At 73.5% G+C, this 24,939-nt stretch carries 24 protein-coding genes; 14 read left to right on the forward strand and 10 right to left on the reverse strand.

Annotated elements, in window-relative coordinates; translation table 11 throughout:
* Window positions 1-5: 5 nt before the first annotated feature.
* A complete protein-coding gene (locus OO68_RS05600) occupies window positions 6-1,301 on the reverse strand; it encodes a TerD family protein (RefSeq protein ID WP_033307008.1) in 1,296 nt (431 codons plus the stop codon).
* Window positions 1,302-1,599: 298 nt separating this feature from the next.
* Here OO68_RS05600 and OO68_RS05605 point away from each other — a divergent pair, with 298 nt between their 5' ends.
* From OO68_RS05605 to OO68_RS05620, 4 genes are all read left to right on the forward strand, one after another.
* Window positions 1,600-2,028: a DUF6643 family protein gene (locus tag OO68_RS05605; RefSeq protein ID WP_033307009.1), complete on the forward strand. Its 429-nt coding sequence runs from the start codon at window positions 1,600-1,602 to the stop codon at window positions 2,026-2,028.
* A gap of 44 nt (window positions 2,029-2,072) precedes the next feature.
* Window positions 2,073-2,900, forward strand: a complete 828-nt coding sequence (locus tag OO68_RS05610) for an MOSC domain-containing protein (protein ID WP_033307010.1) — start codon at window positions 2,073-2,075, stop codon at window positions 2,898-2,900.
* A 162-nt stretch (window positions 2,901-3,062) separates the two neighbouring features.
* Window positions 3,063-3,668, forward strand: a complete 606-nt coding sequence (locus OO68_RS05615) for an Rv1733c family protein (protein WP_033307490.1) — start codon at window positions 3,063-3,065, stop codon at window positions 3,666-3,668.
* Between the two features lie 154 nt (window positions 3,669-3,822).
* Window positions 3,823-6,258 carry a right-handed parallel beta-helix repeat-containing protein gene (locus OO68_RS05620; RefSeq protein WP_033307011.1) on the forward strand — a complete coding sequence of 812 codons (2,436 nt, stop codon included), beginning with the start codon at window positions 3,823-3,825 and terminating at the stop codon, window positions 6,256-6,258.
* Here the strand turns inward: OO68_RS05620 and OO68_RS05625 are convergent.
* Window positions 6,228-8,630: a hypothetical protein gene (locus OO68_RS05625; protein WP_033307012.1), complete on the reverse strand. Its 2,403-nt coding sequence runs from the start codon at window positions 8,628-8,630 to the stop codon at window positions 6,228-6,230. The genes OO68_RS05620 and OO68_RS05625 overlap by 31 nt on opposite strands.
* A gap of 290 nt (window positions 8,631-8,920) precedes the next feature.
* On the opposite strand from OO68_RS05625, the gene OO68_RS05630 reads away from it, so the two are divergent.
* Together OO68_RS05630 and OO68_RS05635 are read left to right on the forward strand one after the other, a co-directional pair.
* Window positions 8,921-9,751 (forward strand): DeoR/GlpR family DNA-binding transcription regulator, encoded by an 831-nt coding sequence (locus tag OO68_RS05630; RefSeq protein ID WP_033307013.1) that lies wholly within the window; start codon window positions 8,921-8,923, stop codon window positions 9,749-9,751.
* Window positions 9,752-9,814: 63 nt separating this feature from the next.
* The gene (locus OO68_RS05635) at window positions 9,815-10,282 is read left to right on the forward strand and encodes an SRPBCC family protein (protein ID WP_033307014.1); all 468 of its coding nucleotides are present in this window, start codon (window positions 9,815-9,817) and stop codon (window positions 10,280-10,282) included.
* Window positions 10,283-10,294: 12 nt separating this feature from the next.
* Here the strand turns inward: OO68_RS05635 and cds1 are convergent, their stop codons facing one another.
* Entirely contained in the window at window positions 10,295-11,419 is a 1,125-nt protein-coding gene (cds1, locus tag OO68_RS05640) for an L-cysteine desulfhydrase Cds1 (protein WP_033307015.1), read from the reverse strand.
* Window positions 11,420-11,924: 505 nt separating this feature from the next.
* Here cds1 and OO68_RS05645 point away from each other — a divergent pair.
* Both OO68_RS05645 and OO68_RS05650 read left to right on the forward strand, forming a co-directional pair.
* Window positions 11,925-12,248, forward strand: coding sequence for a hypothetical protein (locus OO68_RS05645; RefSeq protein WP_033307016.1), 324 nt, complete (start codon window positions 11,925-11,927; stop codon window positions 12,246-12,248).
* A gap of 183 nt (window positions 12,249-12,431) precedes the next feature.
* Entirely contained in the window at window positions 12,432-12,965 is a 534-nt protein-coding gene (locus OO68_RS05650) for an ATP-binding protein (RefSeq protein WP_033307017.1), read from the forward strand.
* Window positions 12,966-13,164: 199 nt separating this feature from the next.
* Here OO68_RS05650 and OO68_RS05655 read toward each other — a convergent pair whose 3' ends face one another.
* On the reverse strand, window positions 13,165-13,449 hold the full coding sequence (locus OO68_RS05655; RefSeq protein WP_033307018.1) for an SHOCT domain-containing protein: 285 nt from the start codon (window positions 13,447-13,449) through the stop codon (window positions 13,165-13,167).
* Between the two features lie 179 nt (window positions 13,450-13,628).
* On the opposite strand from OO68_RS05655, the gene OO68_RS05660 reads away from it, so the two are divergent.
* From OO68_RS05660 to OO68_RS05670, 3 genes are read left to right on the forward strand one after another with little or no spacing between them, the layout of a single operon-like run.
* The gene (locus tag OO68_RS05660; RefSeq protein WP_209442549.1) at window positions 13,629-14,192 is read left to right on the forward strand and encodes a TetR/AcrR family transcriptional regulator; all 564 of its coding nucleotides are present in this window, start codon (window positions 13,629-13,631) and stop codon (window positions 14,190-14,192) included.
* A 10-nt stretch (window positions 14,193-14,202) separates the two neighbouring features.
* A complete protein-coding gene (locus OO68_RS05665; protein ID WP_033307020.1) occupies window positions 14,203-14,790 on the forward strand; it encodes a DUF4865 family protein in 588 nt (195 codons plus the stop codon).
* A complete protein-coding gene (locus OO68_RS05670) occupies window positions 14,787-15,695 on the forward strand; it encodes a phosphotriesterase family protein (protein ID WP_033307021.1) in 909 nt (302 codons plus the stop codon). The genes OO68_RS05665 and OO68_RS05670 overlap by 4 nt, the downstream gene beginning before the upstream one ends.
* Window positions 15,696-15,712: 17 nt before the next feature.
* Here OO68_RS05670 and OO68_RS05675 read toward each other — a convergent pair whose 3' ends face one another.
* The 4 genes from OO68_RS05675 to OO68_RS05690 form a co-directional block, all read right to left on the reverse strand.
* Window positions 15,713-16,135, reverse strand: a complete 423-nt coding sequence (locus OO68_RS05675; protein WP_033307022.1) for a PPOX class F420-dependent oxidoreductase — start codon at window positions 16,133-16,135, stop codon at window positions 15,713-15,715.
* 11 nt (window positions 16,136-16,146) lie between these two features.
* Complete coding sequence (locus tag OO68_RS05680) at window positions 16,147-17,037, reverse strand: NAD(P)-dependent oxidoreductase (protein WP_033307023.1); 891 nt, start codon at window positions 17,035-17,037, stop codon at window positions 16,147-16,149.
* A gap of 143 nt (window positions 17,038-17,180) precedes the next feature.
* On the reverse strand, window positions 17,181-18,428 hold the full coding sequence (locus OO68_RS05685; protein ID WP_033307024.1) for an ROK family protein: 1,248 nt from the start codon (window positions 18,426-18,428) through the stop codon (window positions 17,181-17,183).
* A 55-nt stretch (window positions 18,429-18,483) separates the two neighbouring features.
* The gene (locus OO68_RS05690) at window positions 18,484-19,158 is read right to left on the reverse strand and encodes an alpha-ketoglutarate-dependent dioxygenase AlkB family protein (protein WP_033307025.1); all 675 of its coding nucleotides are present in this window, start codon (window positions 19,156-19,158) and stop codon (window positions 18,484-18,486) included.
* A gap of 68 nt (window positions 19,159-19,226) precedes the next feature.
* Between OO68_RS05690 and OO68_RS05695 the strand changes: the two genes are divergently transcribed.
* Complete coding sequence (locus OO68_RS05695; RefSeq protein ID WP_033307026.1) at window positions 19,227-20,357, forward strand: methyltransferase; 1,131 nt, start codon at window positions 19,227-19,229, stop codon at window positions 20,355-20,357.
* Here OO68_RS05695 and OO68_RS05700 read toward each other — a convergent pair.
* Window positions 20,347-21,207 carry a class II fructose-bisphosphate aldolase gene (locus tag OO68_RS05700; protein ID WP_033307027.1) on the reverse strand — a complete coding sequence of 287 codons (861 nt, stop codon included), beginning with the start codon at window positions 21,205-21,207 and terminating at the stop codon, window positions 20,347-20,349. The two genes, OO68_RS05695 and OO68_RS05700, sit on opposite strands and share 11 nt — an antisense overlap.
* Before the next feature lie 27 nt (window positions 21,208-21,234).
* Window positions 21,235-22,116, reverse strand: a complete 882-nt coding sequence (locus OO68_RS05705; protein ID WP_033307028.1) for an SIS domain-containing protein — start codon at window positions 22,114-22,116, stop codon at window positions 21,235-21,237.
* A 117-nt stretch (window positions 22,117-22,233) separates the two neighbouring features.
* On the opposite strand from OO68_RS05705, the gene OO68_RS05710 reads away from it, so the two are divergent.
* Both OO68_RS05710 and OO68_RS05715 read left to right on the forward strand, forming a co-directional pair.
* On the forward strand, window positions 22,234-23,013 hold the full coding sequence (locus OO68_RS05710; RefSeq protein WP_033307491.1) for a DeoR/GlpR family DNA-binding transcription regulator: 780 nt from the start codon (window positions 22,234-22,236) through the stop codon (window positions 23,011-23,013).
* 90 nt (window positions 23,014-23,103) lie between these two features.
* On the forward strand, window positions 23,104-24,936 hold the full coding sequence (locus tag OO68_RS05715; protein ID WP_051814487.1) for a glycoside hydrolase family 15 protein: 1,833 nt from the start codon (window positions 23,104-23,106) through the stop codon (window positions 24,934-24,936).
* Window positions 24,937-24,939: the final 3 nt, after the last annotated feature.

A 24,939-nucleotide genomic window follows, 5' to 3' on the forward strand; every position in this document is an offset into this window, starting at 1 on the left:
GGGGGTCACTTGCGGCCGGGGGTCCAGTTCATGCCCCAGCCGTAGGCGTGGTCGACGGTGCGCTGCGGGCTCACCCCGCGCTCGGGCACCAGGTAGCGCGCTTCGCGCTGGACGATCAGGTCGCCGCCGGTGTTGGTGATCAGGGCGAGCGCGCACACGAGTGAGGGGACGGTGCACTCGTCGAGGGAGAACTCGATCGGCGCCCCGTACTGCGGCTGGAGCGTGACCGACGCGTGGAGATCGGCGAAGGAACGGGCGCCTTCGTAGATGGTGACGAAGACGAGGATGCGCCGGAAGGCGTTCTTGTGGTCGAGGTTGACGGTGAGGTTCTCCCCCGTCGACACGGCGCCGGTGCGGTCGTCGCCGTCGAGGTGGATGTACGGAGGCTGGTGCAGTGCGCCGAAGCTGTTGCCGAGCGCCTGCACGACGCCTTTGCTGCCGTCGTTGAGTTCGTACAGGGCGCACAGGTCGAGGTCGAGGTCGGAGTGCATCGCGGTCGGGCGCCCGAACTTGCTGCTCCACCCGGAGAACTGCTTGCGCACCTCCCAGTTGAGGTTGACGTGCAGCGCGCCGGAGGTGCCGCCCTGCTTGGTGAGCGAGACGGAGGGGGCGGCCTTGGTCAGCGTCACCTTGGTGAGGCGGACGGGCGCGGGCGGCGCGGCGGGCGGAGGCGGAGCGGCGGGCTGCGGCGTCGGCGGGGGCGTGTAGGCGGACGCGGCGGGCGGTGCGGCCGCGGCGGGCGCCGGAGCGACGGCCGGGGCCGGCGCCGGGGCCGCCTGCTGCGGCTCGTCCACGGTGATCCCGTAGTCCGTGGCCAGTCCTTCGAGGCCGCTGCTGTAGCCCTGGCCGACGGCGCGGAACTTCCAGGCGCCCTGGCGGCGGTAGAACTCGCCCAGCACGAAAGCGGTTTCGGTGGTGGCGCCCGGGTTGTCGAAGCGGGCCACCGGCGTGCCCTGGGCCGCGTCCTGGACCTCGATGTACAGGTCGGGGACGTGTCCGAACGTGCCGCCGTCGGCGGAGGCGGCGAGGACGACCGTCTCGATCGCGGGCTCCACACGCGCGAGGTCGACGAGGAGCGCGTCGGTCACCCGGCCGTCGGTGGTGCGCTTCCCCTCGTGGCGGATCGCGCCGGAGGAGTGCGCGGGCTGGTTGTAGAAGACGAAGTCCGCGTCCGAGCGGACCTTTCCGCTGACCAGCAGCAAAGCGGAGGCGTCGGCGTCGGGCACGCCCGCTCCGGCCCGCCACCCCAATTCCACCCGCAAGGCCGCGGTGGGCACCGGAGTATTTGAACCTTTCAGCATTTGCATGTCCGCCCCCACTGCGTGTCACCGCGCCGGGGCCGTCCCGGCGGTCCGTCGACTTCCGTGCGCACAACCTAATTCCTCGCCGCGGTGAAGTCCCCTGCGTGGCCGCCCGGAGGACCGGCGGCCAACCCCCGGTAACCGGCCCGGAACTCGGCCTTTACACGATCAGGACCTCGTTCGGCGCCCCATTTTGCCGAGTTCGCTCGCATTGGGGATCCCGGGTCACTGCGGACACGGAAAACAACCCTCTTATCGGTCTCCCCAACCAGCACATCGTGGGCTTAACTTATGTGCCATGACCTCCCCCCGCTCCACCTATGGCGGCGGCTACTACTCCGCCTCCTTCCCGGACACCCCGATCTACGACAAGCTCGTCGCCGAGCGGGGCACCCCGCAGATCGCACCGATCCGGGTCCCCGCTCAGTACGACATGCCGGGCAGCAGCCTGCCCGCCCTCCCGTCGGCGCTGCCCGCCCTGCCGGCAGCCCCCTCCCAGTCCGCCTACGGCTATCCGCAGGCGCAGCAGCCCTCACCGCTGCAGCAGGCGCCCGCGGCGTACATCCCGCAGCAGGCCTCCGCTCCGCGCGGCTACCCCGGCCCCCAGCCGCAGCAGCCGCGTCCGGCCGCACCCGCGGGCTACGAGGCGATGCGCCCCGCGGCTCCCCGGCCGGCCCCGGCTCCCTACCAGGACCCGTACAACAACCAGCAGTACCGCGGGTACTGAGCAACCCTCCGGGGGCTGTCGGTGCCTGCTGGCACGATGGCCCCATGGGGAACGCTCACCTGCACTCGATTCACATCCATCCGGTCAAGGCGGTCCGCGGCCTGGCGCCCCTGGAGGCCGTCGTGGAGCCCTGGGGCCTGGCCGGAGACCGGCGCTGGGTGCTGATCGACGACGGGGGAAAGGTCGTCACGCAGCGCCGGCAGCCGCGCCTCGCACTCGTCGCCGCCGAGCTTCGGCCCGGTGGCGGCGTCCGGCTGTCCACGCCCGGCATGCCGCCCTTGGTGGTGCCTGTTCCCCGGCCCGTCACGACCGTGCCGGTGGAGATCTTCCGCGACAAGGCCGAGGCGGTCCCGGCCGAGGACGAGGCCGCGCACGCCTGGGTCAGCTCCTGCCTCGGCTTCGGCGCGCGCCTGGTGTACATGGACGACCCGGCCACCCGCCGCCCCCTCGCCCCGGAGTACGCGCGGCCCGGTGAGACCGTCTCCTTCGCCGACGGCTTTCCGCTGCTGCTCGCCACGACGGCGTCACTCGACGCCCTCAACTCCCTGATCGTGCAGGGCGAGCACGCCGGCGAGGGCCCGCTGCCCATGAACCGCTTCCGGCCGAACGTGGTCGTGGCGGGCACCTCCGCCTGGGCCGAGGACGACTGGTCGCGCATCGCCGTCGGAGAGGTGCCCTTCCGCGTGGCCAAGCCCTGCGGCCGGTGCGTGGTGACCACCACCGACCAGGGCACCGGTGAGCGTGGCCACGAGCCCCTCTTCAGCCTGGGCCGCCACCGCCGCCTCGGCGGCAAGCTGGTCTTCGGTCAGAACCTGGTGCCGCTGTCCCGCGGCACGATCCGGATCGGAGACCCGGTCACGATCCTCGAATAGCTCTTCGGGCGGAGCGGGAACCGCGCCGCGGGCCCGGGCGTTGGCCTGTATGAGAAATTCATGAGAGACCCCGGGGGGAGTGATGTCGCTCTCTCTTCGCCGGGTCCATGCGTGGGCGGCTCCGCCGGGGGAGTATCACGGAGCGGGAAGGGGGTGCGGGCGGTGCGAGCGATCAGCGGAATCTGGCGCTGGCGGCGCAATCCGCTGTGCCGCGCGACCGACCTGGCCGAGGCCTGGGTGGCGCTGGCCGCCCTGCTGCTGATCCTGCTGGCCGCCCCGGTGGCCGGCTCGCTCGTCGGGGACACGGCGGAGGACGCCCTGCAGCGCTCCGTCCGGGCGCAGCACGAGGCGCGTCATCCGGTGACGGCCACCGTGGTCCGCAAGCTGGACCGCTCCCCGCTGGACGCCGACCCGGAGACCTCGTCGGGCAGGGATCTGCGCACCCGCGTCCTCGCCGGCTGGACCGCGCCGGACGGCACCCCGCACCAGGGCCCCGTCCTGGCGAGCCTCAAGGACCCCCGGCAGGGCGACGAGTTCCGGATATGGACCGACCGGCACGGCCGGATGGTGGCCCGCCCGCTCGACTCCGCGACGGCCTCGACGCACGCGGTCCTCGCCGGCTTCGGCGCCGCCCTGGCGACGGGCGGTCTCATCGAGGCCGGCAGACGGCTGATCGTCTGGCGCATGGTCCGCCGCCGGTACGCCCGTTGGGACCAGGCATGGGACAAGGCGGGCCCGGACTGGGGCAGGACGGGCACCGGCAGCTGACGGCCTTCCGGCTCTGGTCAACCCACCACCCGCGCGCACGCTACGGTGGTCCGGCCGAACCGTTCGGCACAACCCGCGCGCGAGCGAGCCCCAGGGACGCGCCCCGAGGGCGGACGAGCCATCAGTACGACCGAGGTGGGGGCACGGCTACACCATGGCACAGGGCACGGTCCAGGTGACGCACACCGGCACGTCGCGGTGGCGGCGCCGCACGGGTGAGTACGCATCGCTCGCCGCCGCCCTGGAGGCCGCGGCCGACGGGGACGTCCTCACCGTCGCGCCCGGCACCTACCGGGAGAACCTCGTCCTGCACCGCGCGGTGACCCTGCGCGGCCCCGAAGGCTCCCCCGGCTCCGTGCGGATCGCCCCCGTGGACGGCGTGCCGCTGACGGTGCGCGCCTCGGCGGTGGTGCAGGACCTCCATGTGGAGGGCCAGGACGCCGCCGCCCCAGCCGTGCTGCTGGAGGAGGGCACCCCGGAGCTGCGGGACGTGCGGGTGGTGACGCGGTCGGCGGCCGGGATCGAGGTGCGCGGCAGCGCCCGGCCCACGGTCCGGCGCTGCGCGGTCGACAACCCTGCGGGCATCGGCATCGCCGTACTCGACGGCGCGGGCGGGGTGTTCGAGGAGTGCGAGGTCGTCGCGGCCGGTCAGGCGGGAGTTGCGGTGCGCGGCGGCGCCCACCCCCGCCTGGAGCGCTGCCGGGTCCACCACACCTCCGGCTCGGGCCTGTCGGCGACCGGGGAGAACTCCGCGCTGGAGGCGGTGGGCTGCGAGATCTACGAAGTGCGGGGCAGCGGTGTGCAGATCACCGGCCGCGCCACGGCGCACCTCACCGACTGCGACGTGCACCGCACGACGGCCGACGGGGTCACGCTCGACACGGACGCGGTGCTGACCCTCGCCGACTGCCGCATCCACGACATCCCGGAGAACGCGGTCGACCTGCGGTCCCGTTCCGTCCTCACGCTGACGCGCACCACGGTGCGGCAGTTCGGGCGCAACGGCCTGTCGGTGTGGGACCCGGGCACGCGGGTGGACGCCAACCAGTGCGAGATCTTCGACAGCACGGGCGACTACCCGGCGGTGTGGGTCAGCGACGGCGCCACCGTAGTCCTGGACTCCTGCCGGGTGCACGACGTGCCGGACGCGCTGTTCGTCCTCGACCGCGGCTCGCGCGCGGACGTCGTCGACAGCGACCTGTCGCAGGTGCGCAACACGGCGGTGTCGGTGAGCGACGGCGCGACCGCGCAGCTCGACGACTGCCGGATCCGGGACGCGGCGACGGGCGCCTGGTTCCGCGACCACGGCAGCGGCGGCACGCTCAGCAACTGCACGGTGGACGGCACCCAGACCGGCGTGATCGTCACCAAGGGCGCCGACCCGACCGTGGAGCGCTGCACGATCGACTCCCCGGCGGAGGCGGGCGTCTATGTCTCGGCCGGCGGCCGCGGCAGCTTCCAGAACTGCCGGGTCACCGGCAGCGGCGGCTACGGCTTCCACGTGATCGACGGCAGCCGTACGACGCTGCGCAAGTGCCGCACGGAGCGGTGCGCGCGCGGGGGTTACGAGTTCGCGGACAGCGGCGCGGACGCCGCGTCCGGTGCGGGCCCGCTCGTCGAGGACTGCACGGGCGACGAGAGCGCCGGGCTGCGGGCGCCCACGGCGCCGGCGACGGCCGTGCAGACGGTGAGCCACTCCCCCGGCCTGCTGGGCGCGGTCCCGGGCCAGCGGACCGAGCCGGAGCCCCCGGCGCCGGTCGCCGAGCCCGAGCAGCCGGCCCGTACCTCCAAGGACGTCCTCGGTGAACTGGACGCGCTGGTGGGCCTGGAGAGCGTCAAGCGCGAGGTGCGCGCCCTCACCGACATGATCGAGGTCGGCCGGCGCCGGCAGCAGGCCGGTCTGAAGGCGGCCTCGGTCAAGCGGCACCTGGTCTTCACCGGCTCCCCCGGCACCGGCAAGACGACGGTCGCGCGGCTCTACGGCGAGATCCTCGCCTCGCTCGGCGTGCTGGAGAAGGGCCACCTGATCGAGGTGTCCCGTGTGGACCTGGTCGGCGAGCACATCGGCTCGACGGCGATCCGCACGCAGGAGGCGTTCGAGAAGGCGCGCGGCGGCGTGCTGTTCATCGACGAGGCGTACGCGCTGTCCCCGGAGGACGCGGGCCGCGACTTCGGCAAGGAGGCCATCGACACGCTGGTGAAGCTGATGGAGGACCACCGGGACGCGGTCGTCGTGATCGTCGCGGGCTACACCGCCGAGATGGAGCGCTTCCTGTCGGTCAACCCGGGCGTGGCGTCCCGCTTCTCCCGGACCATCACCTTCAGCGACTACGGCCCCGAGGACCTGCTGCGGATCGTGGAGCAGCAGGCCGAGGAGCACGAGTACCGGCTGGCGCCGGGCGCGTCGGAGGCCCTGCGCAAGTACTTCACGGTGCTCCCCAAGGGCCCGGCGTTCGGCAACGGCCGTACCGCACGGCAGACGTTCGAGGCCATGGTCGAGCGGCACGCGAGCCGGGTCGCCCAGCTTCCGGAGCCGAGCACGGACGACCTCACGCTGCTCTACGCCGAGGACCTGCCCGAGTTGCTCTGAGGGTCCGCCTGTGCCGCGGGCGGCTCGGGCTCGTGGCGCGGCGAAGGCATGTCCCCGGCCGCAGGGTCCTGGGGCCGCAGTCGCGCCAGCAGCTTGCGGCGTTCCTCGGCGAAGACCGGATCGGCCTGGTAGTCGGAGTGGCCGAGGATCGGCGCGGGCAGCGGCAGGAGTTCGGTGCGGCCGTAGGCGAGGGGGTCCATCAGGGGGGCGTGGTCGACCTGCGGGCCGCGGTCGCCGGGCAGGCGCACCGGGCCGCCGATGGGGTCGGTGAGCCGGTGCAGGTTGCGCCAGCAGTCGACGTCCCGGTGCAGGGAGCTGAGCGCGTCGGGTCCGAAGTGTGCCGGGAACCAGCGGCCGTAGAGGCGCTCCAGCGGGGAGCCGTAGGTCAGCAGCGCGACGCGTTTGCGGGCGGACGGGGCGAGTTGCCAGGCCGCGGCGGCGGCGAGGACGCTGCCCTGGGAGTGCCCGGAGATAACCAGCCGTCCGCCGGTGGCGCGGGTCCAGGTGGCCATCCGCCAGGTCAGGTCGGGCACCGCGCGCTCGGCATAGCAGGGCGGGGCGAAGGGATGGGAGGCGCGTGGCCAGAAGGTGCCGACGTCCCACAGGATGCCGATGGTGCGGCGGGCCGAGGCGTCCTTGTAGGCCCGCCGGCCCCAGGTGACGAAGAGGAGGAAGCCGAGGCCGATCAGCCAGGAGCCGAGGGCCTGGGAGGTCTCGGCGGCGCCGTGGATGACGGGGTAGGCGCCCTGGGCTGCCTCGCCGGGGGTCTCGTCGGTGGCGAGGGCGCCCACGAGGGCTCCGGCGCCGAGCAGCAGGGTGACGCCGGAGGTGACGGCGACGATGCGGGGTCCCCGGTCGGTGAGCGCGGCCATCGCCCGGGTGGAGGCGATGCGGCGGGTGCGGGCGGGGTCGAGGTCCTCGTCCGGGTAGTCGAGTGCCACGGCGGTCCGCTCGGCGCGGGCGAGCTGCCAGGCACGGTGGGCCAGCCAGCCGATGAGCCCGAGCAGCACGACGAGCAGCGGGGGGATCACGGACGCCTGCCAGGTCAGCAGCACCGGCGGGCCCTCGATCGACGCTCGGGTGCCGTCCAGCCAGTCGGACACGCGCTGCGACACGCCGCCGGACATGACGCCGCCGAGCGCGCAGGCCAGCATCGCCACGGCCGGTCCGCCCAGGCCCCGCAGCACCGCCCGCCGGTCGGGGTCGGTGCGGTGCAGGAGGTGGGCGACGACGCCGAGGACGATCACGAGCAGGCCCTGGACCAGGGCGATCCCGCCGAAGGTCGCGTCACCCGGCAGGCGGCCTTCCGACGTCCAGCCCGGGCGCTCCCATCCGGCGTACAGCAGGGTGAGGGCGAGCAGGACGAGTGCGACGAGGGGCAGGCGCCGTACGAAACGCTCGTCGAGTTTCCGGTCCAGCCGTCTCTCGCTGCGGCCGCGGCGGCACACCACCCACACCACGGCGACGGCGCAGGCCGCGAGGGCCGCCTCCAGGACCAGGCCCAGAACGTGGAGGGCGGCAGGACCGCCGGGGCGCCTGTCGAAGCGGGCGGCGGCGCTGCCGACCGCAGCGGCGACCGTGATCAGTCCGGCGGCGGTGTGCGCGGCGCGCAGCCGGGCCACCAGCCGGCGCCCGTACCAGAACCCGGGCCGGCCGAGTGCTGTGGGGCCGCCGTCGCCTTCGGGCTCGGGGGCGCGTTCGATGGGCTGCTGGGACTCGTAGTCGCTCCACGTGCGCCGGGACAGGTACCAGAGCAGGACGGTCAGGGCGGTGGGCACGACGGCGGCGAGGGCTAGCCTGCGGCCGGGAGCGCTCCACCAGCCGCCGTCCGAGACGGTGGGCGAGAGGAAGCCCAGCCAGGTGTGGCGGTCGGCGCAGGCGGTGGTGCCCGCGCACTGCCAGGCCGCCAGGTCGAGGGCGACCTCGCAGGCGGCCGCGACGAGCAGCACCGTCAGGGTGAGCGCGGCGAGCCGTACCAGGAGGCCGTAGAGGCGTACGGTGCGGCGCCGGCCGTGGGCGGAGGGGCGCATCCAGTGGGCGAGGTTGACGACCATGAACGGCAGGAGCAGCAGCCACAGGGCGCGGGTGCCGTTGCCGGAGGTGAGGTTGCACCAGACGTAGGCCTCGGGCACCGGCCCTTCACGGCGGCGGTCGTCCGGGTGGTGCTCGGCGTCGACATCGTCGGCGCGCCGGAAGACGGCCGCCGTGTCGTCGCCGGTGATCCGCACCGTCCGCGGATCGTTGAGCATCTCCTGCGGCGTGGTGCCGCCCACGCCGTGAACCAGGAGTTCCAGGGCGGTCCCGGGCTCGCCGGGCCGCGAGGCGGGAGCGTCGGGCCCGCCGGTCGACACATGTTCCTGCGCACGTTCCACTGATTCGCACTTCCCCCGTGACACGCCGTCGGCTCCGTCCGTGCGGGCACAAGGATCTCCAGTTCCGGGGCGCCGCACACCTCCTGTCACGGAATCTCCCCGATCCGTGATGAACGGTTGTGACGGCTGAGCCAGTGGTGGCATGTGCGCGACGAGTGGGCGTGGTGGCGCTCCCCGCTCCGCGACATGCGAGGATGGGACGTCCTCGCACCGTGGCCCGGGAGAATGTCCTAGTCGGAGCCGGTGCGGGGGGTGTCGGGCGGCATTGAGGCGAAAGGACCGGAGCGTACGTGAGCGAGAATCAGAACCTCCTCGCGGAGCAGCGGCGATCCCTGATCCTCGACGAGGTTCGCCGCCGGGGCGGTGTCCGGGTCAACGAGCTGACCCGCAAGCTGGGCGTGTCGGACATGACGGTCCGCCGTGACCTCGACGCACTCGCCCGCCAGGGCGTGCTGGAGAAGGTGCACGGCGGCGCGGTCCCGGTGGTCGAGGCCAGTACGCACGAACCGGGCTTCGAGGCCAAGTCCGGTTTGGAGCTGACCGCCAAGGAGGACATCGCACGCGCCGCGGCCAAGCTGGTCGCGCCGGGCGCGGCGATCGCCCTGTCGGGCGGTACGACGACCTTCGCGCTGGCGCACCAGCTGCTGGACGTCCCGGACCTCACGGTGGTCACCAATTCGGTGCGGGTCGCCGATGTGTTCCACGCGGCGCAGCGCACCTCCGGTCCGCGCCAGGGCGCGGCCACGGTCGTGCTGACGGGCGGGGTGCGCACGCCCTCCGACTCGCTGGTGGGGCCGGTCGCCGACCAGGCGATCGCTGCGCTCCACTTCGACCTGCTGTTCCTCGGGGTGCACGGCATATCGGTCGAGGCCGGCCTGTCGACGCCGAACCTCGCGGAGGCCGAGACGAACCGGCGGCTCGTGCAGTCGGCCCGCCGAGTGGTCGTGGTCGCGGACCACACCAAGTGGGGCAAGGTGGGGCTGAGTTCGTTCGCCTCGCTGGAGCGGATCGACACGCTCGTGACGGACGCCGGCCTGCCGGACGACGCGCGCGGGGTCGTCGCGGAGCATCTGCGGCGGCTGGTGGTGGCCGGGGAGCCCGAGGACGGCGCAGACATCTGACGGCGGCTCAGCTAGGGTGGCGCATCCGGTCATCGCCCGCTCCCGTCCAGGAGGGCTCCGCCCATGCCTCGTCGACTGCGCCCGGTGGAACTCGACTTCGTGGCGACGGCTCCCGTCCGGCATGTCTTCGAGCGGGACATGGCCGCGCCGCCGGAGGCGGTGTACGGCGCGCTGGAGGACGTGCCCGGCTGGGCCGAGTGGTTCGCGCAGGTGTCGGCCGCCCGCCCGGTCGGCGCCGGGGCGGGGCGGGACATCACGCTCACCGGTGGCATCCGGTTCCGTGAGACGGTCATCGCGGCGAAGGGACCCGAGCTGTACGCCTACCGCGTGGACGTCACCAATCTGCCGGGCGTGCGGGCGATAGCCGAGGAGTGGCGGCTCGCGCCGGCCGGCGGCGGCACCCGGGTGCGGTGGACCTTCGCCACCGACGGGACCGCTGCGTACCGGCTGGCCGTGAAGGCGGCGCGCGGGGGTCAGGCGCGCGCGTTCCGGGACGCTCTGCGGGCGCTGGACCGGCGGCTGAAGGCCTGAGGGCCCGGGGACTCAGTCCGGCCAGACGCCCGTCTTGAGCAGCGAGTCGATCGCGGCCGTGTACGGCTGGATGTCCAGCCCCTGGGCGGCCAGCCAGGCGTCCGAGTAGTACTTGTCGAGGTACCGGTCCCCGGGGTCGCACAGCAGGGTTACGACGCTGCCCTGCCGGCCCTCGGACACCATCTCCGCGACGATCTTCAGCGCGCTCCACAGGCCCGTGCCGGTGGAGCCGCCGGCCTTGCGGCCGATGGCGCGTTCCAGGGCGCGTACGGCGGCGACACTGGCCGCGTCGGGCACCTTCATCATCCGGTCGATCGCGCCGGGCACGAAGCTCGGTTCCATGCGGGGCCGGCCGATGCCCTCGATACGGGAGCCGCAGTCGCAGGTGACGTCCGGATCGCCGGTGGTCCAGCCCTCGAAGAAGCACGAGTTCTCGGGGTCGGCCACGCAGACGCGGGTGTCGTACTGCATGTAGTGGACGTAGCGCGCGAGGGTCGCTGAGGTGCCGCCGGTGCCCGCGGTGGCGACGATCCACGCCGGCTCGGGAAACCGCTCCAGTCGCAGCTGGCGGAAGATGGACTCGGCGATGTTGTTGTTCCCGCGCCAGTCCGTGGCCCGTTCGGCGTAGGTGAACTGGTCCATGTAGTGGCCGCCGGTCTCGGCCGCGAGGCGGGCGGACTCCGCGTACATCGTGCGGGGGTCGTCGACGAAGTGACATCGGCCGGAGTGGAACTCGATGAGGCGGATCTTCTCGGCGCTCGTCGTGCGCGGCATGACGGCGATGAAGGGCACCCCGATCAACTTCGCGAAATACGCCTCGGAGACAGCCGTCGAGCCGCTGGAGGCCTCGATGACGGGCCGGTCCGGCCGGATCCAGCCGTTGCACAGGCCGTAGAGGAAGAGGGAGCGGGCGAGCCGGTGCTTGAGGCTGCCCGTAGGGTGGGTCGACTCGTCCTTCAGGTACAGGTCGATACCCCACCGCTGCGGCAGGGGGAACTGCAGCAGGTGTGTGTCGGCCGAGCGGTTGGCGTCCGCCTGGACTCTGCGGACGGCCTCTTTGAGCCACGCCCGGTAGGCGGCGTCGCTCTGGTCGACGTCGAGGGTCACGCCGGTCCGGGACTGCTGGGGGGTACTCACGGGGGGGGCTCCTAACGCTGCGCGCCGGCAAGGGGGGCGCACGGCCGGCACACCGATCATAAGCACCTTATACACGCTCCTCACCTGCATAAACGCATCTTTGAGCCCCCCAAAGCGCCCCCAGGGGCAGGGCCCGGGGCAAGGGGGCGCGCGGTCCAGGGAGCGCATGGGCGAGTGTGCTGCGGGCGCCCCCCGGAGAGGGGGACACGGGCACTGGTGCTCGACGCCGGGCGGGGGCAGACTGCTCGGCGGGACCAAGGCCCCGGACGGGGTGAGCGCAGGGTACGACCGCCTCCCGGGGCAGGCTTCGGGCACGGCACCACCCTCTCGGGGGCGACGGCCGGCGGGCCACACCGCATGGCCGGGCCGGGGCCCGAAACCGGCCGGGCGCATCACCCGGAGGGACCTTTCGTCCGGACGGGGCACACTGGATCAGGACACGAGCCCGTACCGGGCACCGCGCGGAGCGGGCCGGTACACCGACGCGCACTAGGGGGCGGGTGGCATGGGAGAGCCGGAGTTCAGGGCCACGGGCGTGCGGATCGGAAAGCGGCTGCGTTCGCTCACCCGGGCCGGGCAGGTCCGGATCAGCGACGGCCGGCTCCAACTGCTGACCAGCTACGGCAGTGAGATCGACAGCGCGCCGGTGCAGGCCGTGCGCGCCTCCAAGCCCTGGTTCGGCCCCGATGACCGGGCCACGGCGGACCTCAACGGCCAGCGGTACATGCTCACTCTCGGCGACCACGACCCAGCCCCGGGGGAGCCGGGCCCGCCGGCCGCACGGCGCTTCATCGAAGCCGTGCGCAGGGCAGCGGGGCGCGGCGACTGAGATGTCCGCGAGTTGCGGTACTTCATCCCCTGCGCCACTCTGGTCTCACGTCACTCTGGGTTTACCGGCGATAACGCTGCGAACCAGCCCGCCGGCCACGACAGCAGGCGGCAGTGTCACGCAGGCGCCCTGCTGGATCCGAACTCCGTGTTCTTCCGGACCTCACGTCGGGGAGTCGCAGCCGTGATCAGCTACCCAAGCAGGCACTGCACGGTGGAGCTCCAAGCCCTGCCGTCGCGGATCGGCCAGGTCCGCAGAATCGTATCGGCGCAATTGCGCTACTGGCATCTGGATCCCCTGATCGACCGGGCCTCGCTCGGCGTGACGGAGCTGTTGTCCAACGTCCACCGCCACGCCCAGCCCGACAAGACGTGCACCGTCGAGATGGAGCTGCTGCTCGACCGGCTCACCGTCTCGGTGCGCGACGGCGATCCGCGGATGCCCGTGGTCGACGACGCCGAACCGCTGGCGACCTGCGGGCGCGGGCTCGCGATGGTGGCCGCCATGAGCGAGAGCTGGGGCGTCCGGCCGGACGGCGAGTCCGGCAAGGTCGTGTGGTTCACCCTGCCGACGTCCCCCCCCACGGTGACCGCGCCGTCGCTCCACGCGCGGCGCACGGTCCTGGACAAGCCCGCGCGCCGGTTCGCCGAGGTCGGGGCTTCCGCCGACGGGCTCCGGCCCGACCATGCTCCCGCCCGGTCCGCCGTTGCCGGTTGACCGGGCGGTGACCACCGTCCCCTCGGGGGCCTCGGCAGCGTGCGCCGCCGGGGGCGCTCCGGGGGCGCACGCCGCCCCGTGGCGATCGCCCGCAGCACGCTCGGGTCCGGCGCGCGCCGGACCGGAAGCGGCACCGGGTGGGCGCCGGCCGCCACTCCCCCGCCGCGACGACCAGGGCCGTGAGTCGCGGCGGTCATCCTTACGCCACACCTCCCTTGCGGCCGAACTCCTCGTTCAGTACGGACAGTCGGCGCCAGTACTCGTCCTCGTCGATCTCGCCGGAGGCGAAGCGGCGGCCGAGTACGGCGATGGGCGAGTCGCCCCTGAGGGTGGACTGCCCCCAGGGACCGCCGCGGCGGCCACGCCACACGGAGCGGCGCAGCAGCATGACGCCGCCGCCGATCACCAGCGCCCAGATCACCGGGAAGAGCAGGATCCACGGGCCGGGCCCGCCGCCGTCACCGAAGTTCGCCAGGGTCTGCATGTCGTCCGACTCCTCGATCGCTCGATGGTGTGTGCCGCTTTCGAGAGTCCTCCGGCAGGGGCTCCGCGTCGTCGTACGGCCAGCGGCACCGTCCGTACCCCGTGGGGAGTAGACGGGCGCCGCATTCCTTCCCTCCGTGGCGCTCGACTTCTGTAACTACTGGTATGTACAGTGCGGACATGAGCACCCCGGAACGGCTGATCGAGTCCACCCGCGAACTGCTGTGGGAGCGTGGCTACGTGGGCACCAGTCCCAAGGCGATCCTGGAGCGCGCGGACGCCGGGCAGGGCAGCATGTACCACCACTTCAAGGGCAAGCCCGACCTCGCACGGGCCGCGATCCGCCGGACCGCCGAGGAGATGCGCGCCACCGCGGCGGGAGTACTCGACGGCCCGGGCACGCCGTACGAGCGCATCGAGGCGTATCTGCGGCGCGAGCGGGACGTGCTGCGGGGCTGCCCGGTCGGGCGGCTGACGATGGACCCGGACGTCATCGCGAGCGCGGAGCTGCGCGCGCCGGTCGACGAGACGCTCGACTGGCTGCGCGGGCGGATCGCCGGGATCGTCGAGGAAGGCAAGGCGCAGGGCCAGTTCGCGCCCGGACTCGACGGCGGCGACATCGCGGCGGCGGTCGTCGCGACCGTCCAGGGCGGTTACGTCCTCGCCCGCGCCTCCGGCTCCCCCGCCGCGTTCGACGGGGGGGTCCGGGGGCTCCTCTCCCTGCTGGCACCCCGGACTTCTTGAGGAGACCTCCTTGCACGCCATGCAGTACGAGCTCACCCTGCCCGCCGGCTACGACATGGGCGTCATCCGCGACCGCGTCGCCCGCCGCGGGCACCTGCTCGACGACTGGGACGGGCTCGGCCTCAAGGCCTACCTGATACGCGAGCGCGGCCGACGCGGCTCGCCGGTCGACCAGTACGCGCCCTTCTACCTCTGGAACACCGTGGACGGCATGAACGGCTTCCTGTGGGGCGGCGGGTTCCAGGGGGTCAGTGACGACTTCGGGCGGCCGTCGGTGCGGCAGTGGACGGGGCTCGCGTACGAGGAAGGGGGCGGTTCGCGCGCGCGGTTCGCGGTGCGGCGGCGCCGACCGGTGCCGGACGGCGGACCGCTGGCCGAGGCCGCGGCGGACGCGGTGGGCGAAGCCCGGCGGCTGGCCGGGGAGGACGGGGCCGTGCTCGCCGCCGCGGCCGTCGACACGAACCGCTGGGAACTGGTGCACTTCTCCCTCTGGGAGCACTGGGATCAGGACACGCCCCAGGCCGACGGCGAGGTGTTCGAGGTGCTGCACCTGTCCGCGCCGGGCCGGGACCGGCTGCCCCGGGGACGCCGGTGGTGAGCGCGGTCCGCACGGTGCTGGGGGACGTGTCCCCCACAGACCTGGGTGTGTGCGACGCCCACGACCATCTGTTCTTCGGCAGTCCCCGGCTGCCCGGCCAGGAGCTGCGCAGCGTGGCGGCGGCGCGGGCGGAGCTGGCGGCGTTCCGGGAGCAGGGCGGTGGGACCGTCGTGCAGTGGACGCCGTACGGGCTCGGGCGGCGGGCCGCCGATCTGCCGCCGCTGTCCCGGGAGACGGGTGTGCACGTGGTGGCCGCGACCGGCCTGCACCAGGCGGTGCACTACGACGAGGACACGCTCGCCGGGCTGCGGGGCCGGCTCGCCGAGGTCTTCGTCTCCGAACTCACCGAGGGCATCGGGTCGTCGGGGGTGCGGGCCGGGCTCGTGAAGGTCGCGGGCGGCTTCCACACCCTGGACGCACACGCCCGCTGGACCATGACGGCGGCGGCCGAGGCGCAGCACGCCACGGGCGCCGCGATCGCCGTGCACCTGGAGAGGGGGACCGGGGCGCTGGACGTACTGGACCTGCTGTGCGGCGAGTTGGGGGTACCGCCGCACCGGGTGGTGCTCGGGCACCTCAACCGCTCCCCCGACCTCGTGGTGCACCGGCAGGCGGCCGAGTCCGGCTGCTATCTGGCCTTCGACGGGCCGTCACTCGCCCACCACGCCACGGACTGGCGGATGCCGGACGCCGTACGGGCCCTCGCCGACGCCGGGTTCGGCGACCGGCTGCTGCTGGGCGCGGACACCACCACGGCCGCCGCCCGCTCGGTGGACGGCGGCCCCGGGATGCCCTGCCTGCTGCGCCGGGTGCGGCCCCGGCTCGTGCACGCCGTGGGCGAGGAGCTGGTGAGGCGCATCCTCACGGAGAATCCAGGACGGGCGTTCGGGGCCGAATGGCCCTGACCCGCCCGGTCACCGGCTCAGCCGCCGGCCTGGTCGCTGTCCTTCATCGAGCCCCAGCCGTGCCAGCGGTCGACCTCGATCCAGGCGCTCACCCGGGGGCGGACGCGGTCGGGGTACGGCTTGCCGGTGTAGTGGCGGGCGAGGAGGTCGATGTCGGCCAGTTCCTCGTCGGCGTACATCTCGGTCACGCGGCCGATGAGGGTGACGTGGGTGTACCAGTCGTCGCCGGCGAGGACGGTGAGGGTGACGCGCGGGTCGCGGCGCAGATGCTTCAGACGTACCCGGCCCTCGTCGAGGTTGACCAGGACCCGGCCGTCCTGCCACGCGTACCAGGTGGCGGTGGAGACGGGGGCGCCGTCGGAGCGCAGGGTGGCCATGACGCACGGGTTGGGCCGGCCCAGCAGTTCGTCGGCCTCGGGCGGCAGCGGCGGCTTGGACATGGGGGAACCTCCTAGGAGTCGGTCTTGTCGTCGAAGCTGGCGAAGTAGGCCGCGACCATGTCCTCGTCGGCGTGGCCCTGTGCGGCCGCACGCTCCATGCGGGCGGCGGCCGCTTCGGCGACGTCCAGCCGGACGCCGTTGTCGGCGCCGGCCCGGACGATCAGCCGGGCGTCCTTGGCGGCGGTGCTCACCGCGAACTGGGGCGGGACGAGCCTGCCTTCGAGCACGAGATCCGACTTGGCGCGCAGATAGCCCATGTCGAGCGGGCCGCCGGCGACGAGGTCGAAGAAGCCGTGCGGGTCGACGCCGAGGGCCTTCGACAGGGCGAGGGCCTCGCCGGCGGCGGCCGTGACGGCGAGGACCCAGCTGTTGGCGACGAGCTTGAGGCGGGTGGCCCCGCCCTCCGCTCCGTCCTCGCCGGACCAGACGGTACGGGCGCCGACCGCCTCGAAGACCGGCGTCACCTTCTCGCGGCCCTCGGTCGGCCCGGCCGCGAGCACCGTCAGTTTCCCGGCCTCGGCGGGCTGGCGGGTGCCCAGGACGGGCGCGTCGTAGAAGAGGAGGCCGTGCTCACGGGCGAAGGCGGCCAGCTCGGCGACGCCGTCGAGGCCCGCGGTGCCGGACTGCACCCAGGCGGTGCCGGGGCGCAGGGCGGGGGCGGCCTCGCGCATCGTGTCCAGGGTGGCGGGGGCGTCGTGGAGCATGGTCAGGACGACGTCGGCGCCCCGCACCGCCTGCTCGGGGCCGCCGGCGATGCGCACGCCGTCGGCGGCCAGCGGCTCGGCCTTGGCCCGGGTGCGGTTCCAGGCGTGGACCGTGTGACCGGCCCGGGCGAGGTTGCGGGCCATCGCGGCACCCATGATGCCGGTGCCCAGGACGCTCACGGTGAGCTGGTGGGTCATTGCGTCAACTTCCTCGGTGGTGCGGTCGCGGGCGGCTGCCCGCGCCCCAGCCTGCCCGCTCAGCGGCGCGCCTTCCCGCAGGCGGCGCGCTCAAGCCTGATACCCGTGGGGTCAGGATCGCGGGAGCACGCCCGACGACTGGTTCACCCGCGCGGGGACAGCGCTCCCAGCGGATCGTCCAGGACCGGCTGCCAGGCCAGTTCCGCCGCGCCGACCAGGCTGTTGTGGTCGAGGGTGCAGGGCAGGATGGGGACGCCGCCGCTCTGGCCCCACAGGCTGCGGTCGGCGACGACCGCGCGCAGGCGGGCGGGGTCGGCGTCGAGGAGGGTGCGGTGCAGGCCGCCGAGGATGATGCGATCCGGGTTGAGGATGTTGACCAGGCCCGCGAGGCCCAGGCCGAGGCGGTCGACGATGGCCTCGGCGGCGGTGCGGACGGCCGGCTCGTCGTAGTGGTGGCGGATCAGGTCGATGGACTGCTGGAGCAGGGAGACCTCGGGGCCCGGTTCGCGTCCGGCCTCGGTCAGGAAGGCCAGCGGGTCGGTCTCCACGTCGAGGCAGCCGCGGCTGCCGCAGTGGCAGGGGCGGCCCTCGGGGTGCACGGTGAGGTGCCCGACCTCCAGCGCGAGGCCCGAACTGCCCCGGTGCAGGCGGCCGTCGAGGACGAGCGCGCCGCCGACTCCGCGGTGGCCGGTGGCCACGCAGAGCAGGTCGCGGGCGCCGCGGCCGGCGCCGTGCCGGTGCTCGGCGAGCGCGGCGAGGTTGACGTCGTTCGCGGCGAATGCGGGCCCGTCGATGCCGGCGGCGCGCACCTGCTCGGCGAAGATGTCCCGGACGGGCGCGCCGGCGGGCCAGGCCAGGTGGAGAGGGTTCAGTGCCAGACCCTCGGGTTCGGCGACGGCGGAGGGTACGGCGAGGCCCGCGCCCACGCACCGGAGCCCGGTCTCGCGCAGCAGCTCGGCGCCGGCCGTGACGACGGAGGCGAGCACTTTGGCCGGGTCGGCGTCGACGACCTCGCAGCCGGGCGCGGTGGCGACGATCCGGCCGCCGAGACCGACCAGCGCCGCACGGAAGCCGTCGGCGTGCACCTGCGCGGCGAGCGCGACGGGTCCGTCGTCGGCGACGGCCAGTTTGTGGGAGGGCCTGCCCTGCGATCCGGCCGCGGCGGCGGGCCGGGCGTCGACCCGGATCAGCCCGAGCGCTTCCAGCTCGGCGGCGACCGCCCCGGCCGTCGCACGGGTCACCCCGAGCTCGGCGGTGAGCACGGCCCGGGTCGGCGCGCGTCCGGTGTGGACGAGCTCCAGCGCGGGTCCGAGCGCTGCGCGCCCCCGGTCCAGCCGCGTCCTTGAGGTGCTCCCGTCCCCCGCCTGCCGGGGGTCCGCCTTCCCGCTCATGAGGGCGAGTCTCCCATGATCCGCCGGATGGTGGCCGAGTCAGCCCCGCCGGGCGTCACGGAGCGTCGGGGCTCCGGTCGGCCGGGGGCCGGAAGCCGCTGACCCTGAGTGTGATGTTGAGACGGCCCGTGAGGCCGAGCCCGGGCGGTGCCGTGCCCGCGTGGACGCGGGGGACTCCGTGGTAGGCCAGGCGGGACGGGCCGCCGAAGACGAACAGGTCGCCGCTGCGCAGCTCGACGTCGGTGTAGGGCCGGGTGCGCGTCGCGGTGTTGCCGAAGCGGAAGACGCAGGTGTCGCCGAGGCTCAGCGACACCACCGGGGCGTCGGACCTTTCGTCGCTGTCGCGGTGCATGCCCATGCGGGCGTCGGCGTCGTAGAAGTTGATCAGGGCGATGTCGTAGTCCGGCGCGGGTCCTGCGAGGGTGTCGCGGACCGCCCGGCGGCCCAGTTCGCCGAGCCACCGCGGGAACGGCTTCACCGGCGCGCCGTCCCCGTCGGTGACCGTGCGGGCGTAGGCGTACGGGTACCAGTGCCAGCCCAGGCACACCTGGCGGGCGGTCATGGTGCCGCCGCCGGGGGTGCGGACCGTGCGCAGGCCGGCGGGGGGACGGGCCCACTCCCGGCAGGCGTCGAGCAGTTCCCGCTGGTGTTCCGCGTCCAGCCAGCCGGGCAGGTGCACGGCGCCGGGCGCGATCTGCGCTCGCGGCCTGGGGAACAGCTCGGCGTCCATGCCCTCCATGGTGCCCGACACGCCCTGAGCTGCGGCTCGGCTAGCCTGGTCGCACGATGAACGACCGTATGACGACGCCGTGGGGCGAGCCGGAGCTGACCCGCTTCCCCGAGGACCCGCGCGACCGGCTGCGCGCCTGGGACGCCTCGGACGAGTACCTGCTGAGGCATCTGGCCGCGGAGGGGGTGCCGCTGGACGGCACGGTCGTGGTCTTCGGGGACCGGTGGGGCGCGCTGGTCACGGCGCTCGCGGAGCACCGGCCGGTGCAGATCAGCGACTCCTTCCTGACGCAGGAGGCGACCCGCGCCAACCTCGCGCGGGCGGGTGCCGAGCCGGGTGCGGTGCGGCTGCTCACCACGCAGGATCCGCCGCCGGAGCGGGTCGACGTGCTGCTGGTGCGGGTGCCGAAGAGCCTGGCGTTGCTGGAGGATCAGTTGCTGCGGCTGGCGCCTGCCGTGCACGCGGGGACGCTCGTCGTGGGGACGGGCATGGTGAAGGAGATCCACACCTCGACGCTGCGGTTGTTCGAGCGGATCCTCGGCCCGACCCGCACCTCGCTCGCCGAGAAGAAGGCCCGGCTGATCTTCTGCACGCCGGATCCGGTGCTGGAGCGGCCCGCCGGCCCGTGGCCGTACGTCTACACGCTGCCGGACGGCATCGGCCCCGCCTCGGGGGGGACCGTCGTCAATCACGCGGGGGTCTTCTGCGCCGACCGGCTCGACATCGGCACGCGGTTCTTCCTCGGGCATCTGCCGCCGGGACGGGGCCGCCGGGTGGTGGACCTGGGGTGCGGCAACGGCGTCGTGGGGACGTCGGTGGCGCTGGCCGACCCGGACGCCGAGGTGCTGTTCACGGACGAGTCGTTCCAGGCCGTGGCCTCGGCGGAGGCGACGTACAAGGCCAACGGTGCCCCGGGGCATGCCGAGTTCCGGGTCGGGGACGGTCTGGCGGGCGTGCCGTCCGGCAGTGTCGACGTGGTCCTCAGCAACCCGCCGTTCCACTCCCACCAGGCGACGACGGACGCCACGGCCTGGCGGATGTTCACCGGGGCGCGGCGCACGCTGCGGCCGGGCGGGGAGCTGTGGGTGGTCGGCAACCGGCACCTGGGCTACCACGTCAAGCTGCGCAAGCTGTTCGGCAACAGCCGGCTCGTCGCGAGCGATCCGAAGTTCGTGGTGCTGAAGGCCGTCAAGCGCTAGCGGAGCCCAGGGTCTGGAGGGTCCTGGCGACCGTTCGGGTCATCGCCTCCCGGGCGAGGGTCAGGTAGCTGCGCGGGTCGACGGCCTCGGGGCGTTCGGTGAGGAAGTCCCGGACCGCCCCGGTCAGCGCGATGTTCAGGGCCGTGCCGATGTTGACTTTGGTGATGCCTCCGGCGACGGCCGCCTTGAGTTCGTCGTCCGGGACACCGGAGGAGCCGTGCAGGACGAGCGGGACGTCCAGTGCGGCCGACAGACGTTTGAGGAGGGCGTGGTCGAGGGCCGCCGTGCGGGTGGTCATGGCGTGGGAGCTGCCGATGGCGACGGCCAGGGCGTCCACGCCCGAGTCGGCGACGAAGGACCGCGCCTCGTCGGGGTCGGTGCGGGCGCCGGGGGCGTGCGCGTCCAGCGGCGGTCTGCCGTTCTTGCCGCCGATCTGGCCCAACTCGGCCTCGATCCAAAGCCCTTGGGCGTGGGCCCAGTCGACCGCCGCCCGGGTCGCGGTGAGGTTCTCGGCGTAGGGCAGGCGGGCCGCGTCGTACATCACGGAGCTGAAGCCGGCGTCCGCGGCCTGGCGCAGCAGGGCGTCGCTCTGCACGTGGTCGAGGTGCAACGCGACCGGTACGGCAGCCCGTTCGGCCACGGTGACGGCCGCGCGGGCGAGCGGGAGCAGCTGTCCGGCGCGGAACTTCACCGCGTTCTCGCTGACCTGGAGGACGACGGGGGCGCCGGCCGACTCGGCGCCCGCGACGACGGCCTCGACGTGCTCCAGGGTGATGACGTTGAAGGAGGCGACGGCGGAGCCGGCCGCGGCGGCGCGGGTGACGAGGTCGCCGGTGGTGGTGAGAGGCACGGGGTCTCCTGGGGCCTGTCGTTCGGATCAGGGTGCGAGGATCACCGAGCGCGTGAGGTGGCGCGGGCTGTCGGGGTCAAGTCCGCGGGACGCGGCGACGGCGACCGCGAGACGCTGGACGCGGACGAGTTCGGCGAGCGGGTCGAGGCGCCCGGCGATCCACAACGCGCCCGTGTCACGCACTTGTCGGGCGAGTCCGTCGGGCGCGTCGCCCAGCATCCACGTCGCCGTGCCCTTGGTGCTGACGCTGATGGGGCCGTGCCGGTACTCCATCGCCGGGTAGGCCTCCGCCCAGGCCAGCGCGGCCTCGCGCATCTTCAGTCCGGCCTCGTCGGCCAGGCCCACGGTCCAGCCGCGCCCGAGGAAGGTGAACTGCCCGCACTCCGCCAGCCCTTCGGGCAGCGGCTCGGTAAGGGCGGTGCGCCCGTCGGTGACGGCCGCGTCGGGGTGGAGGCCGAGGTGGGCGCGGAGCAGGGTGAGGGCCGTGGTCGCGAACCGGGTCTGGACGACGGAGCGTTCGTCCGCGAAGTCCAGCACGGCGAGTTCGCCGGCGGCCCTCCGCACGGGCGTGTCCGGGTCGGCGGTGATCGCGGTGGTGCGGGTGGCGCCTTTCAACCGGCCCAGCAGGTCCACGATCTCGGTCGTGGTGCCGGAGCGGGTGAGGGCGACGACCCGGTCGTAGCGGCGGCCGTGGGGGAACTCCGAGGCGGCGAAGGCGTCGGTCTCGCCCTGGCCCGCACCCTCGCGCAGGGCCGCGGCGGCCCGCGCCATGAAGTACGAGGTGCCGCAGCCGACGATCGCGACCCGCTCCCCCGGGGCGGGCAGCACCTTCGCGTGGTGGGCCGCCTCTGATGCGGCGCGTGCCCAGCACTCGGGCTGGCTGGTCAGCTCGTCCTCGACATGCGTCATCCCGTACCCTCCACTCTGATTGTTCCTGCAAGATAGCGCCACCTTTCGAGCATCATCAAGCATTCGGCGCTTCGGGTGCGTTAGGGTCGCCCGGAGATCGAGGACGTGGAGGTGCGGATGTCGCGCGACGCCCGCTGGAAGGCGCTGCTGGAACTGCTCGTGGAGCGCGGCCGGCTGGATGTGGAGGACGCGGCGGCCGAGCTCGGGGTGTCGGCGGCGACGATCCGCCGTGACTTCGACGGACTCGCCGAGCAGCAGATGCTGGTGCGCACCCGGGGCGGCGCGGTCGTGCACGGCGTGTCGTACGAGTTGCCGCTGCGCTACAAGACGGCCCGCCACGCCTCCGAGAAGCAGCGCATCGCCAAAGCGGTGGCGGAGCTGGTGGCGCCGGGCGAGGCGGTCGGGCTGACCGGGGGGACCACCACGACCGAGGTGGCGCGAGCGCTGGCCGTGCGCGGGGATCTGGGGTCCGAGGCGCCCGCGCTGACCGTGGTGACGAACGCGCTGAACATCGCGAACGAGCTGGCCGTGCGGCCCCAGTTCAAGATCGTGCTGACCGGTGGGGTGGCGCGGGCACAGTCGTACGAGCTGGTCGGGCCGCTCGCGGACGGGGTGCTCGGGCAGATCACCGTCGACGTGGCGGTGCTCGGTGTCGTCGCGTTCGACGTGACGCACGGCGCCGCGGCGCACGACGAGGCGGAGGCGGCGATCAACCGGCTGCTGTGCGAGCGGGCGGAACGGGTGGTGGTCGCGGCCGACTCCAGCAAGCTGGGGCAGCGGGCCTTCGCCCGGATCTGCGCGGCCGATGCGGTGGACATCCTGGTCACGGACACCGCGGCCGACCCGGAGGCGGTGCGGCGCTTCGAGGAGGCCGGGCTGCGGGTCGTCACCGTCTGAGGGCGGCGGTCCGGCAGCGGTTCGGCAGCGGCGGTCCGCCGACGGCGGCTCTAGGCTTGGGCTGAGGCGCCTACCGGCAGGGAGGCTGTCATGGGCGGAACGGCACAGGACCGGGGCGTGCCGGGCGGCCGGTACGTACCGATCGCCGAGCACGGGCTGATCGGCGATCTGCGCAGCGTCGCCCTGGTGGGGACCGACGGCACGATCGACTGGTACTGCTGTCCGGCCTTCGACGCGCCGAGCGTGTTCGCGTCGATCCTGGACGCGGAGCGGGGCGGCTGCTTCGAGCTGGCGGCGACCGTGCCGGCCCGGACCAAACAGTTCTACTTTCCCGACACCAACGTCCTGATCACCCGGTTCTTCACCGAGGACGGGGTGGGCGAGGTGCAGGACTTCATGCCGGTCGGCGGCGGGCGGGCCGAGGCGGAGCGGCACCGGCTGATCCGGCGGGTGGTGTGCGTGCGCGGCTCGATCCCGTTCCGTACGCGGGTGGCGCCCCGGTTCGACTACGGCTCCCTGCCGCACACCGTCCGGATGACCGGCGACACCGCGGAGTTCGAGAGCGAGCGGCTGACGCTCGCGCTGACGGCGACCGTGCCGCTGGAGGCCGACGGGCCGGACGTGTGCGGCGATTTCAAGCTCTCCGAGGGCGACTCGGCGGTGTTCGCGCTGGACAAGGTCGGCGGCGATGTGACGCCCCGGCGCTGCGCCCGCACGGAGGCGGAGGAGCAGTTCGCGGCGACGGTGGCGTACTGGCGGCGCTGGCTGGCGGCGTCCCGGTACAAGGGCCGCTGGCGGGAGATGGTGCACCGCTCGGCGCTGACGCTGAAGCTGCTCACGTACGCGCCGACCGGGGCGATCGTGGCCGCGCCGACGACGAGCCTGCCCGAGGAGCTCGGCGGGGAACGCAACTGGGACTACCGGTACGTGTGGGTGCGCGATGCGGCGTTCTGCGTCTACGCCCTGCTGCGGCTGGGCTTCACGGGGGAGGCCGAGGCGTTCATGGACTTCGTGACCCGGCACATCAGCCCGGGTGACGGCAAGACGTCCGGACCGCTGCAGATCATGTACGGCATCGACGGACGCACGGAGCTGCCCGAGCGCACCCTCGGCCATCTGGAGGGACATCACGGCTCGGCGCCGGTGCGGGTCGGCAACGCGGCCGCCGACCAGCTCCAGCTGGACATCTACGGCGCGCTGATCGACTCGATCTACCTCTACGACAAGTGGGCCAAGCCCATCTCCAGCGGTCACTGGGACGACGTGTGCGCGCTGGTGGACTGGGTGTGCGCGCACTGGGACCAGCCCGACGAGGGGATCTGGGAGACGCGGGGCGGGCGCAGGAACTTCCTGTACTCGCGGCTGATGTGCTGGGTGGCGATCGAGCGGGCCATCCGGATGGCCAACCGGCGCGGCCTGCCGGCCGACCTGCCGCGCTGGCGGGAGTGCCGCGACACGATCTACCGGCGGATCATGAGCCGGGGCTGGTCCGAGGAGCGCGGGGCGTTCGTCCAGCACGAGGCCGGTGACGTGCTGGACGCGGCCGTGCTGATGATGCCGCTGACGAAGTTCATCGCCCCCACCGATCCGAAGTGGCTGTCGACGCTGGACGTGCTCACCGAGGAGCTGGTGTCCGACTCGCTGGTCTACCGCTACGACCCCCGCTCCAGCCCCGACGGGCTGCGCGGCGACGAGGGCACGTTCTCCATCTGCTCGTTCTGGTACGTCGAGGCGATGGTGCACGCCGGCCGGATCGACGAGGCGCGCCTGGCCTTCGAGAAGATGCTGACGTACGCCAACCATGTGGGCCTGTACGCCGAGGAGATCAGTCATACCGGCGAGCAGCAGGGCAACTTCCCGCAGGCGTTCACGCACCTCGCGCTGATCAGCGCGGCCTTCAACCTGGACCGGGCGCTGGGCTGACGC

Source organism: Streptomyces iakyrus (assembly GCF_000717055.1).
Lineage (GTDB): Bacteria > Actinomycetota > Actinomycetes > Streptomycetales > Streptomycetaceae > Streptomyces > Streptomyces iakyrus.